Source organism: Ekhidna sp., from assembly GCF_039960695.1.
Lineage (GTDB): Bacteria > Bacteroidota > Bacteroidia > Cytophagales > Cyclobacteriaceae > Ekhidna.
In genome coordinates this window covers 166,766-178,858 of record NZ_JBDVKP010000019.1, presented here as the reverse complement: position 1 = coordinate 178,858, position 12,093 = coordinate 166,766, and the positions used below count along the sequence as shown (strand labels likewise).

At 36.1% G+C, this 12,093-nt stretch carries 14 protein-coding genes and 1 tRNA gene; 8 read left to right on the top strand and 7 right to left on the bottom strand.

Annotated features, from left to right (window positions below; all coding sequences use genetic code 11):
- Nucleotides 1-48 precede the first annotated feature (48 nt).
- The 8 genes from ABJG98_RS14440 (at nt 49) to ABJG98_RS14405 (ending at nt 6,353) form a co-directional block, all read left to right on the top strand.
- Nucleotides 49-861, top strand: coding sequence for a ParA family protein (locus ABJG98_RS14440; protein WP_348280246.1), 813 nt, complete (start codon nt 49-51; stop codon nt 859-861).
- Entirely contained in the window at nt 854-1,228 is a 375-nt protein-coding gene (locus ABJG98_RS14435; protein ID WP_348280245.1) for a hypothetical protein, read from the top strand. Before ABJG98_RS14440 ends, ABJG98_RS14435 begins: the two co-directional genes overlap by 8 nt.
- Before the next feature lie 150 nt (nt 1,229-1,378).
- Nucleotides 1,379-2,023, top strand: a complete 645-nt coding sequence (gene mobV, locus ABJG98_RS14430) for a MobV family relaxase (protein WP_348280244.1) — start codon at nt 1,379-1,381, stop codon at nt 2,021-2,023.
- Nucleotides 2,020-3,714, top strand: coding sequence for a type IV secretion system DNA-binding domain-containing protein (locus tag ABJG98_RS14425; RefSeq protein WP_348280243.1), 1,695 nt, complete (start codon nt 2,020-2,022; stop codon nt 3,712-3,714). Before mobV ends, ABJG98_RS14425 begins: the two co-directional genes overlap by 4 nt.
- A gap of 11 nt (nt 3,715-3,725) precedes the next feature.
- Nucleotides 3,726-4,322, top strand: coding sequence for a hypothetical protein (locus ABJG98_RS14420; RefSeq protein ID WP_348280242.1), 597 nt, complete (start codon nt 3,726-3,728; stop codon nt 4,320-4,322).
- A gap of 31 nt (nt 4,323-4,353) precedes the next feature.
- The gene (locus ABJG98_RS14415; protein ID WP_348280241.1) at nt 4,354-4,977 is read left to right on the top strand and encodes a hypothetical protein; all 624 of its coding nucleotides are present in this window, start codon (nt 4,354-4,356) and stop codon (nt 4,975-4,977) included.
- 170 nt (nt 4,978-5,147) lie between these two features.
- On the top strand, nt 5,148-5,444 hold the full coding sequence (locus ABJG98_RS14410) for a helix-turn-helix transcriptional regulator (RefSeq protein WP_348280240.1): 297 nt from the start codon (nt 5,148-5,150) through the stop codon (nt 5,442-5,444).
- Nucleotides 5,445-5,447: 3 nt separating this feature from the next.
- Nucleotides 5,448-6,353 carry a hypothetical protein gene (locus ABJG98_RS14405; protein ID WP_348280239.1) on the top strand — a complete coding sequence of 302 codons (906 nt, stop codon included), beginning with the start codon at nt 5,448-5,450 and terminating at the stop codon, nt 6,351-6,353.
- Here ABJG98_RS14405 and ABJG98_RS14400 read toward each other — a convergent pair.
- The 7 genes from ABJG98_RS14400 to ABJG98_RS14370 form a co-directional block, all read right to left on the bottom strand.
- The gene (locus ABJG98_RS14400; protein WP_348280238.1) at nt 6,350-7,579 is read right to left on the bottom strand and encodes a type II restriction endonuclease; all 1,230 of its coding nucleotides are present in this window, start codon (nt 7,577-7,579) and stop codon (nt 6,350-6,352) included. The two genes, ABJG98_RS14405 and ABJG98_RS14400, sit on opposite strands and share 4 nt — an antisense overlap.
- A 2-nt stretch (nt 7,580-7,581) precedes the next feature.
- Entirely contained in the window at nt 7,582-8,034 is a 453-nt protein-coding gene (locus tag ABJG98_RS14395; protein ID WP_348280237.1) for a very short patch repair endonuclease, read from the bottom strand.
- A complete protein-coding gene (gene dcm / locus ABJG98_RS14390) occupies nt 8,027-9,322 on the bottom strand; it encodes a DNA (cytosine-5-)-methyltransferase (RefSeq protein ID WP_348280236.1) in 1,296 nt (431 codons plus the stop codon). The genes ABJG98_RS14395 and dcm overlap by 8 nt, the downstream gene beginning before the upstream one ends.
- 63 nt (nt 9,323-9,385) lie before the next feature.
- Nucleotides 9,386-10,027 carry a hypothetical protein gene (locus tag ABJG98_RS14385; RefSeq protein WP_348280235.1) on the bottom strand — a complete coding sequence of 214 codons (642 nt, stop codon included), beginning with the start codon at nt 10,025-10,027 and terminating at the stop codon, nt 9,386-9,388.
- Nucleotides 9,987-10,550: a hypothetical protein gene (locus ABJG98_RS14380; protein WP_348280234.1), complete on the bottom strand. Its 564-nt coding sequence runs from the start codon at nt 10,548-10,550 to the stop codon at nt 9,987-9,989. Before ABJG98_RS14380 ends, ABJG98_RS14385 begins: the two co-directional genes overlap by 41 nt.
- A gap of 3 nt (nt 10,551-10,553) precedes the next feature.
- Nucleotides 10,554-11,720 carry a hypothetical protein gene (locus ABJG98_RS14375; protein WP_348280233.1) on the bottom strand — a complete coding sequence of 389 codons (1,167 nt, stop codon included), beginning with the start codon at nt 11,718-11,720 and terminating at the stop codon, nt 10,554-10,556.
- 198 nt (nt 11,721-11,918) lie between these two features.
- Nucleotides 11,919-12,000, bottom strand: a tRNA-Leu gene (locus ABJG98_RS14370).
- Nucleotides 12,001-12,093: the final 93 nt, after the last annotated feature.

Genomic DNA, 12,093 nt, shown 5'->3' with positions numbered 1-12,093 from the left:
TAATAATCACATTAACCACATTATCAGACATTAAAAGACATTAATCAAATGGCAATAACAATCAGTATTTTAAATGAAAAGGGAGGCGTAGGAAAAACCACAACCTGCAGCTCATTGGGAAGCATTCTATCAAGCATGAGCTACAAGGTCGTGATGCTCGACTTAGACCCACAGAACGACCTAACACTATGTTCACCCATTGATCCAAACCCTGACATCAACTTATTTTCCTCATTGTTTGTGCATCACAAACCAAAAGGTGTCAAAATCAATGATCACTTAATCATGATCCCTGGGAGCAACCAGCTTCAGCCTCTCAACTTTGTTGACAAACTTAAACTTGATCTGGAGTATCAATTTGAAAATCCCAGATTGATCCTGCATCAATTCCTACAACCTCTCCAAGAGAAATGCGACTTCATTTTTATGGACTGCCCACCTAATCAGGAAATTGTAGTTCAGAATGCATTGGCAGCCTCTGATTACGCACTAATACCAACTGTACCGCACTCCTTTAGCCTCAATGGAATCAATTCCATTTTGCAGCTTATCCAACGATTCAGGAAGCTCAATAGCACCATCGAACCTTTGGGGATCTTAATGAACTGTTACGACCAACGAAACAGCATTGATCAAGCCGTTTGGGAGATGTGCCAGGAAGAGTATCCAAATCTCATTTTCAACACACCTATCCGGATCAATACTAAGATGAAAGAGCATACTCACTTAGGTATTGAAATAACCGAGTATGCTAAACAGCTCCAGGAGAAACGGATTCCACAGAAATTTTCGGGATATGAAGATTTCAAAGAGGTAATCAAAGAGATGTTGAACCGCTTAAAACTTGAAGTCCATGTCTGATAAGAATCAATTTAAAAATCCAAAAGCTCGGCATACTGGCGAGAGTTTGCGAGGGAAAGACAGGAACCTGGTTGACGAAATGGATTCAATCGGAAAAGAACGAACGATTGAAGAACCAAAAACTCATTCGCTAACAATCCTCCCTAGTCATATCGAGATGATTAGAAACTATGTCCATTTCAAGAAATTGAATGGAGATCCCTATTACACACAGGGTAAGATGCTCCAGGAAGCAATTGATCTCTTTCTGTCAACAATTAAGGAGGAGATCCCGGAGCGTCCGGAAGAAGTGAAGCGGTCAGAGCGAAAGAGGAAAGGGCGCACGCCAAAAGGAAAAGCCAATACATCACCAGATTTTAATTTCTGATATCCCTGATGAGAAAAATACAAAGTATAAACCTACTACGCTTTGCACATTTTATTCGCCCCAAAAGGCGAACAAAATGTGCAAAGCGAGTAGGCCCTTCGGGGATTCCATTGCAAAGATCCTCCACCAATTAAAGTTTGATATTTCAAAATGAGTTACGCAGTAATAAGAGTCGAGAAAAGAAAAAGTTTTGGAGGTATTGGTCGACATATTGACCGAACGGATTCAGAAGGTCATGCCCATATCCCAGAGAATGCACAATCAGACAAAGACAGTCTAAATATACACTGGGGACAAGATGGTAAATCCTATTCTCAGGACGAGTGGAGAGAAATAGTAAAAAAATCCACCCTGGGCAAAAGAGTAAATGACCGGATAAAAGAAGGTTATCAACTGACCAAAGCAATCCGAAAAGATGCGGTGAAAGGTTTGGAATATATACTCACTTCAGATCAAAAGAAAATGACCGATTTAGAAAGGAGTCCAGAGGCATTTAAGCAATGGATTATGGAAAACCGAAAGTTTATTGAAGATCGACACGGCAAGGAAAACATTGTTTCCTTTTCACTGCACAGGGATGAGACGACACCTCATCTTCATGTTGTGGTTGTCCCTTTAACCAAAGACGGAAGGCTATCTGCAAAAGATTTCATTGGAACACCAAGGCATCTTAGAAATCTCAACACAGAGTACGCACAACAAATGGCAATCTTCGGAATGAAAAGAGGAGAACCTGGTAGTAAAAGAGAACACGAAAGACCAAGCTTAAACAAAAAAAATGATATAGAAAGATGATGAAATTACTATTTAGAATTGTGCTAGCATCCATGTTTATCGGGTGGGCATGGGACGGAATTATGTTTGTCTACTACTTCCTTTTTGCATCGGAAGAACATTCTCTCTGGTATCAATACTTCCCAAGTATCAATCCGCAAATTCTAATCCTACTATTGATCATTCCTGGAGTGTTACTTTTTCTATTCATAAAAAAAAAGTTCGCGCCAAGAGAAAGGACACCAACGACTGGATCTTTTAGGTTTCCATTGATGGTCTTTAATCAAAAAAAGAAAATGTGGGTTGATGATAAGCCTCTTTATCTAAGGAACATAGATAATGGAGTGCTTATCATTGGACAACCAGGATCTGGTAAAACCAAGTCTATCATCACACCACTTTTACACCAACTTGTAAAACAGAGATGTACCGGCCTTGTGTATGATTTGAAAGGCAAACTCTGTGAAGATGTTCTATCAGCTTACCAGCAGTCCTCAGATAGTGATGTCACCCCATATTTTGTCAATTTTTTCAAGCCAGAATGTTCTCATCGGCTGAATCCAATTAGCCCTCGCTACATGAAAAACAAGGCTGAAACAATGGAATTTATGAGTTCCATGCTTTCCAACTTTATGAATGCCGAAGAAGGAGTAAAGGGATCTGATCCATTCTGGTTCAATACTGGCAAAACTGTATTGACAGCAATAACTTGGTTTCTTAAATTGAAGTATCCTCAGTATTGTACTCTCCCACATTTAATTGCATTCGTGCTAGCCAACGAACCGGAAAGAATCATTGATATTATAGATCAAGAGCCGGAAAGTTCAAGAATGCTAAATGTACTTAAAGCCTCTTCACAAGCAAAGGACAAAACTCTATTCATAAACATTCTTTCAACCCTATACGCATACCTTACGATACTTGATCTACCAGAGCTATTTTGGGTGCTATCAAAGGATGAAGTGGATCTTAATGTCAATGATCCGGGTCATCCAGCCTTACTAACCATCGCAAATCATGAGCCCCTGCAAAAGGTTTACTCTCCTATTGTTAGTCTTATTTGTTCTGTGGTACTTCAGCGAATGAATCAGGAAAACCGAAGGAGAGGAGCTGTTGTATTTGATGAGTTTGCTTCTATCAAGATCCCTGGCTTTCAACGGACACCTGAAACCATAAGATCCAGGAATGTTTCTACAGTTGTAGCTATTCATGACAAGCAGCAGCTCGTAACACAGTATGGCCAATCTATTGCCGAGACTATTTATAGCACGCTGGCCACAAAGTTTTTCTTTCGATCTACGAACAGAAAAACAGTTGAAGATGCAGTGGCTCTATTTGGCAAACGGGATCAATACTTTACATCAGTTACAGAAAGTAATTCATCCGGAGGGAGCTCCCGGGGTTTCTCTGAATCTTCGAATAAAGGAGTTTCTCAATCGATCCAGCAGAGAGACTACCTTAAAGTTGAAGAGATAACCAACTATCAAAGGGGTGAGTTTGCAGGGATCTTCAGTGATGCCAATTTTCTATATACAAAAGGTAGTAGGGTAAAACTATTTCCTATTGAAGGTGTCAAGCTTCCCGATAAGGGGATTTCAGGCGATCTCATAAGCTCTAATTATCTAAGTATATACAGAGACATTCAAAATATAGCTGATGGCATAAGTAACGCACCAAAGCCCTCAGCTAGGGAATTGAAAATAGACTTTTAAATAAAATTAATATGGACAGCAAAATCTATTACAACTTGGAAAGAGAGTTAAAAAATGCTTTGATAACTCCAAACAAAGAAGGTGAAACAATCCTAGAAAAGAAAATTCTAAGAGCGGTCATTAATGGGACAATAAATAACTGCTCTATTTATCAGGAGTTTGAAATTGACGAGACGAGAGCTGATATTCTAGCTATTTGTGAAGTTGAATACTACCGTAAAAAGTCGATTGAAATCCACATTATTGAACTGAAAAGAGGTGACATCAATATGGAGGCAGTGGGTCAGGTAATGAATTATAAGAGCCAGGTTGAAAAATACCTGGAGAGAGATGAGATCTTGAATCACGTTTCATCTTCAATTCCATCAAAAATTGTAGGCCACTTAATTGGATCAGAAACATCATGTTTTGATGATGAGTATTTCAGTATAATGGAACGTCTCATAAATACGAATCAAGAATTATTCGTTCATCAGTACAATTTCAATCCGCACTCCGGATTAGAATTTGAAAGTTATGGTAGATGTATTGCCGGGGAAACCAAAGCCAGTTCATGTATGCGAGAGGTTTTTGAAAATCTAGGAAAAAGATTAATAAAAGAAATTTGAACCTTTTCATTTCATATTCGTTTTATGTACTATGAGCAAAGAGATCTATTCTTTGGATGCCGGCATTAATGATCAACATCTGACAAGATTATTGACTGATAAGGTTTTAATAGAAAATACAATTGAAATCCTTGACAGAGTGGTTGATCCGGACTCAATTACTCGAGACTCACAACCTGATATTGATTATTCAATCTATCATGAAGGTGTTGAATATCAGAGTTATCAAATAAAACTACTTGTAGATAGCTTCTCACAATTGCATGGAGATCCAGATGGGATCACAAGATATTCAACGGATCTACTCACCCCTTGTTTAAAAACCTTTTTCTCCCGAGAGCCCGGCTTTTGTTATAGTGAGCAATCATTAAAAGCAATTAGGATAGCCTATGTCGAATATCTAAAAAAACTATTAAATAGGGTAGGTAGAAGAATTAAAGTAATCGAAAGATTAAAAAATGCACTCATTAAAAGTTCATTAACTGAATACAGTTTATTACCTAGATCAGTACGAAATAGGGCCGTTAGACATAGATCCAAAAAGTCTTCTGACGATGAGGTTGTTATTGAAAAAAGTATCATATCAAAACTTTTTTTAACAATAACAAACTTCAATAATGAAAACGAAAGACACAATACAAAGCGAGCTGCATAAAAGGATTGTAGATTTAAATATTCCAATTAATAAAAAAAGAGAGCTACTTGTTCTGCTAGATTTATATGAGAACCAAGTATCGAATGAGATCAAAAATCAGCATAAGAAAAACAAGGGAAAAATCGATAGCTGGAAGATGCTAAAAGAAATAATTAGATGGTTAATTCACTATGAAGATTGGTAGATCAATCAAGGTTATAAGAGAAAAAAGAGGAATGCTTCAGCAAGATCTTGCTGAGAAAGCAAACCTTGCTCAAAATGTAATTTCAAGAATAGAACGAGATGTTCATCAACCAAAGCACGAAACATTGGCTCGGATCGCTGATGCGTTAGAAGTTCCTCAAGACGTATTTTACTATTATGAACTATTGAATAGTTCAAGAGATGAACCAAAATTCAGAAAAGTCCATCCGGAATTATCGAAATTAATATCCAATGAAATCGATAAAATTTTTGATCTTTCATAGGTTATGAATCAAGCGGATATTCTGAGATTTGATAAAGTGACTAGGCTAGAAGGAATTTGTGTTGAAGAGCTTTTTCTTAATACCTTCCTAAGAAATAACGATCTGAAAATTTCAAATAGTTGGTGGGCTTCAAAGAAGATGAATTCATTTCACATTGTTAAGCATGTCCTTAACAAGCTCACAGAATTGGACGTGGAAGTTGCAACCAAGTTTGCCAAATACGCCGAGGTATATTTTGTAAAAAAAATTGATGATCAATTCAGATTCCATCACTTTTTACCGAATGATGAGATTCCAGATATTAATAATGGAATTTCCAACGGCAGATTACTTCCAATTCAAAGGAGTCAATTATCCAAGAAAATAGTTAGCAAAGAGCATGAGGAAAGAATGACAAAAGTATTATCCTTTCTAAAATCAATTGATGCTGATCTATCCAAAATTGTTGAGTCAAGAGAACTTGCTAATTATTACGGTAGTAATATCATGTGGGATATTGACTACTTTGTAAAATTTGAAGATCGATTAATTGCATTTGAGGTCAAACAAAAGTATCCTTCAACAAAAGAGACCTTTGGGTTAAACAAAGGATCATATAGTATTCTAAAATTCTTGTATGACATTGGATTCAATGTTCAGCATATCATTTTAACAAAGCCAATCAGAAACAGACATCATTCAGCAATAGAACTGTTAGAAGGAAGCTTTAGATCTCAATCCAAATGGCTGGCTCATACTTTCAATGAGACATCATTCAAATCAAATATTTCTAGTTCTCCAAAATATACAAGCTTTAGTCAAAAACGACCTCTGAATTATTACTCTGAAAGCAGTTCTAATTTTGTTGAGTTGGGATCCATTGATGACTCCAGTCCTAAAACTTTAAATGAGTACTTAGAGAGTCATTAACCTGACTGTATCTCTTTTAGAAAGGAGAGAAAATCTTCCAAATTGAATAACCATGATTTTTGCGCCTCTGAATACGTTTCATGAATTTTTTTGGGTAATACCAGTTGAAGGTTATTAAACTTCATTTCATCAGTTTGACTTTCGGTTATTCCAGGCTCTAATGTTAGTAGATGTTTGTTTTCAATTCTCTTAGCTTCTGAAAGAACTTGTCTCCATCTATCCTTACAACTTGTCTTCACCCCTAACATAGCTAGCTTTTCGGCATTATAGATCGGATTATGATATTCTTCCGAATTAGGAAATATAAAATCAGGGGATGAATTATTTTCAGTTTTTGCTCCTCTTTCAAATGCGATAGAATGAGATAACAAGATTGGCTCAAGATGATTTTCCAATGAAAGTCCAGCTCGCGATTTTCGCCTGTTCTGTACAGAAAGACTGAATTTGATAAAGCCATCTACATCTGTTTCCTCATTATCTACAAAGCCCTTTTCTATTCTTTCCGCTACAATATGCCTTTCTAATCTTCTAAATAAAGATTCCTCAAATTCCAGCCATGCCATTAATGTTGTGTCTGGTTCTTCAATTGAATTAACCTCGATACTAAGGTTATTTCGGGCGAATTCAGAAAACTCTCTAGTGCTCGGAAAAGCTGTTCCAAATTGCTGCAGTAAATCATCCAACCTGTCTGTCTCAGGTTCCTCAATGTCTATACCAAGTTCATCGAGTATAAACCTCACAGTAAAGTCTACTTCAACATCATCCTCTTCTACAAATTCCTGTAATGAAAAATTGAAGTTTTCCTGCTTGGATAAAGCAAAAAGCCAATGAAGTTGATTTTCAAGTGTTGTCCCTGAAGCTGTAATAATTAAGAGAAGGGTATCATCCGTCCTTCTTGCTATGAATAGTGAATCACCTGCTTGAGCCAAACTCATAACCTCATTGGAAGGAAAGTACAGCCTATACTCCGATCTTGTTGGGTGATTAAGCCTAGAATCATACCATGTTACATATCCGTCAGAAACAATCCCTTCGTTTTCACCACCAAACCATATAAATCTAGTTTCAAAAACTACTCTTTCACCAGTTCCAGTCCCTAGCACTCCTTTAAGTTCTGAAGAACCATTAAATTCATGTTGATGGGACCTTTCTAGATCCGTTTCGACGGCACTAAGCTTTTTAGCGGCTACTGATACAAAATATTGTGAGAGAAATCCCTGATTCAAGTTTATTTACCTGCTATTTCCAAAAAACGGTTTTTCGATTTTAACCAATTATCTGTAGTTTTCAAAATATCGATAAGTTCAATGCTCTTTTTACCTCTCAAAGCACACTCCCAAATAATAGCAATACGCCATCCCATCTTTGCAAGAATTTCCATATTCTTCTTATCATTAGATGTATTACTTTCAAACTTTTTCTCCCAAAAGGCACTTCGAGTCAAGGGCATTTTAAAAAGGTGGCAGTCATGCTTATGCCAGAAGCATCCATGAACAAAAACAACTGCATTATACTTCGTGAATTTTAAATCAGGCTTTCCTGGAAGAGCTCTATCATGCAGCTTGTACCGAAACCCTAAATTATGAAGACCAGATCTTATCATCATTTCTGGCTTGGTATCCTTACCACGAATACCTGACATCATTTCACTTCGTTTTTCAGGTGAAACAATATCACCCATTAGCAGCAATTTTAGACTCTATTTCATGCAAGGGAATTTCCAGTTGATTGTCTGGAATATTAATCGCTGCTTGAATATATGGCAACATCATTTCAGCAATTGACTTTGCAACAGGTACAACAACAGCGTTTCCAAATTGTCGATACGCCTGTGTATCAGAAACTGGAATTTTAAAATTTGATTCTCCAAAATTGTCAAACCCCATAAGCCTAGCGCATTCTCTTGGCGTCAATCGTCTTGGCCTTTTACCCTTTTGATCAATCAGTATTTCCGATCCATCTTTATAATATCTAGCAGATAGAGTCCTCGATACACCTTTTTCATTTGTAAGGCTGAACCCAAAACCATTTCCCTTTGCTCTATGCTTTGCTTTATAAGAAACAAGATAATCCCATAATTTAGGTGTTAAAGTATATTTGTCAGCGACATTTCCATCAATAAAAAAGGGAAGCTCGTCTTCTTCATTAGGATTATGAAGAATTGTCTCAAGTAAAGGGTTAAAGTCAGGTACTGAGAAATTATCAAAACCAAATCCAAGATCCTTCTTAAACCCAACAATGAATATTCTCTCTCTATGTTGAGGAACCCAGTACCTAGCATCAATTACTTTATGACTAATAAAATAACCAAGTTCCTCTTCTAAAGTTCTCTTGATTACTTTGAAAGTATTTCCTTTATCATGCGATACCAAGTTCTTAACATTTTCTAATAGAAAAGCTTTCGGTTCGTGGTATTCTATTATTTGAGCAAGATCAAAAAAAAGAGTACCCTGTGTATCGCATTTAAAGCCATGTGCTTTCCCAAGAGAATTCTTTTTTGAGACTCCTGCAATGGAAAACGGTTGACATGGAAAGCCAGCCACAAGAACGTCATGTTCTGGAATCAATTTTAAAGACTCTTCATCCTGAGTGAACCCTCTAATATCTCCAACCAAATCATGGTCACATTGATAGTTTGCTTGGTATGTGATTCGACTATTCTTATCCCATTCACTAGTAAATACACAATGCCCACCAATGCTGTCAAATGCCTTTCTAAACCCCCCTATTCCAGCGAACAAATCAATATACTTGAATTCGGCTTTTCTTTTTACGGATAGGGTATTGGCTTTTTCAGATAAGTCCTTAACTAATTTACAAGCTAATGACTTTGGTTTGCTATCACCATTAATCCACCTATAAATTGTTCTTTCACTAACATCAAGGATTTCAGATGCCTCTTTAGGAGATAAACCTGATTTCTCAAGTAGTTCGTTAAAGTTAGATTTCACTGGGTAGGTTTTTGACATTTTGTCAAAAATATAAGATCGTAATTCAACATCAAAGTAAATGCTAAAATTTTTAGCTAAACATTATTTGCTAAAATCGATGGAGACTATAACTTCAGCAACTAAAAATTCCAGCTGATTAACAAGTGTCTTTAGATCCTCTTGAATCAATATTCTTTGATTCTCTTCTTTATGAATGATTGTCCTATAGTTGTGAACCAATTGATTCCTGAGCTCATATAGGAGGTTACTCAGATCACTCTTTGAATTTATCAATTCAGAAAAATGCTTCTCAAAAAAAGCATAAATTTCAGCACCAATGTGGTAGTCAGATTCGAATTGATACGTGCAGTAGTGATTCAAAACCTTGTTTATCCTATATGATTCCTTACTAATTTCATAAACGGTATTCTTGATTTGATATCCAGTTCTGGAGCTAGATTCATTACATATTTTATTCTTAAGCTCGACACCCAAGAGTTTTCCAATAAGAATTTCCAAACATTGATATAGAGTGATGAATTTTTGAAAGAAATTCTGATCCTTGTTTATTAGGTTCTTTAAATAAATATTCAAGTATGGTTCGTCTTGTAAAAGAGCATCCAACTTCCTAACAGCTAATGTGGAGTAGTTATCTTGCAATAGGATATTGAGTGCATCAGATTGGTATCTAATATCCGGGGGGTTAAAATCTAGATTGCTTGTATTTAATTTGATAGAAGCCATATACATTCAGATTCACATAAATAGAGAGAAGAAACTCATCATTTAATTCATAACCCCTATCTTTTGAGAGAACGCATATAATTAAATCCTCATCATAAAAATCTGCAAGTTGATAATCATTTTGAGCATTTAAAGAGACTTCTCTATATGGAAAATATTCCTCATTGTTAAGTAGCCTTATCAATGCTCTTAGGGCAAAATGTTTCTTTACTGGGCTATCAAATTCATTATTTTCATCAAATATTGAATTTAAAGTGAACACAAATCCAATAGACTTACCTTCATATTGAACTTCGACAATTCGACTTTGAGGAAAGTGTTTATTTCGAAGTAGAAAGGCCACCTCTAAATCAGCTTTAGGATCAAAAAGTTTGGCTGGAAACTTTGAAAGAGACCAATCCAAATCAACTCTAACATTGGTAAGAGTAAAATTGTCTTTTACCTCTAAATAGTTATTCACCGTGCTGAATGAAAAAGCATCTAAATCTATTATTCCAGATGGTGATGTTATCCTCAAGGACATTGCCTAAAACTCTAGTCTTTCCTGAATTCTTGTATATGCTTTTTTAAGAGACTGATTTATATTGAGATTGCTTTCACTATCAGGGTCGAATAAAAATTGATAAAAATTTTTAAAGTAGTACCTCTGATCATTCCCCACCTTTTTAGACTTATTTCGGATATAGTCGAAGTGCTTATTCAATAAATAAATATCAACGTCAATTTCTACTTTTATCTCAGGTAGAGCCTCATCTATTTTCTGAAATCCAACACCCCTATTTCTCTTCAAGAAACTACAAGCAGCTCCGAACCCAGTAAAAGATTGCGATTTCCCAAAAATTCTAGAAACTGAGGTGCCAAATGAACTACTCCTATATTGAAGCTCCGGAGGTATTTCTCCTTCGTTGAATTCAAAAGATTTGTATTTCTCCTTCAGTGAAATGAGTAATTTTTGAAAGAGCTTAACGAAATGGCGAAAGCCTTCTTTATCATCATCTGTCTTTTCAAGATTATTAATAGTCTCCATATTTTGAAGGATATCCGCACGTTGAATTGGGACTTCTTTTCCCTCTATGAAAGAGTTATACCCTTCTATGGTGTCCTGAAACTTGAATTGTGAATATGGATCCTCAATCTTTTTTTCATCTTTATCTGCTACAAGCTCAATCCCATCTGTCTTAACATTGAGATAGTCATAATACAAAATTTCTAACAAATGTCTAGTTGACATAGTGGTCTGTCCTGTATTCAGGGTCAACATTCTGTAAAGAATACCTAGCTTATTGAGACCAATAAAGACTTCACATCTTAATTTTTGATTAATCCAATCACCCTCAGGGTCTTCTTCAAATAGTTCGAGTAGCACAAAGGTTCTCTGTAATCCATCCAGGATTATCAAATCTTTATGTTTAAAATACGATAGCAGCTTTTCTTCATCATTAAACTCCGCAAAGTGAAAGTCATCTGGAATGGCCTGATTTTTAATACCCAAAACGATGGCAGGTATTGTACACTTTTTTTTAAGATCCTCTTTCAGAGTTTTCTTTATAATAGAACTAATAACTTTTTTGCGTTGAAATTCATTTTTGTCAATTATTGAACCAGCAATTTCTAAATATTCTGATGTGGTTAATTCAACGCTAGCGTTGCAAGCTGCAATTCTCCAATCAGTGATAAATGACAGTATCTTCATAATCTTTAGTAATTCTACTGAATAAAGGTAATTGTAATTTTTATTCAAGTGCTATCAATTGACTTTGAGGATCGAAATTGTAAATTTTCATAGCATCTTCATTAGCTCCAACAATCCTAAGAAAAACAATTTTGCCATCCATCTTGCCACCTAAAAATCAAAAGCCCCTGAAAATCAAATGATTAACAGGGGCTTAAGTACCTGAGGCCGGAATCGAACCGGCACTCCTTGCGGAACACGAGTTTGAGTCGTGCGCGTCTACCAGTTCCGCCACTCAGGCAGCTTTCCGTAAACGGTGGGCAAAAGTATCTAAAGAAATATAAGATTGCAATGGATTCAACTAAAACAGCCAGACCTGGTATAAAACAAAAAA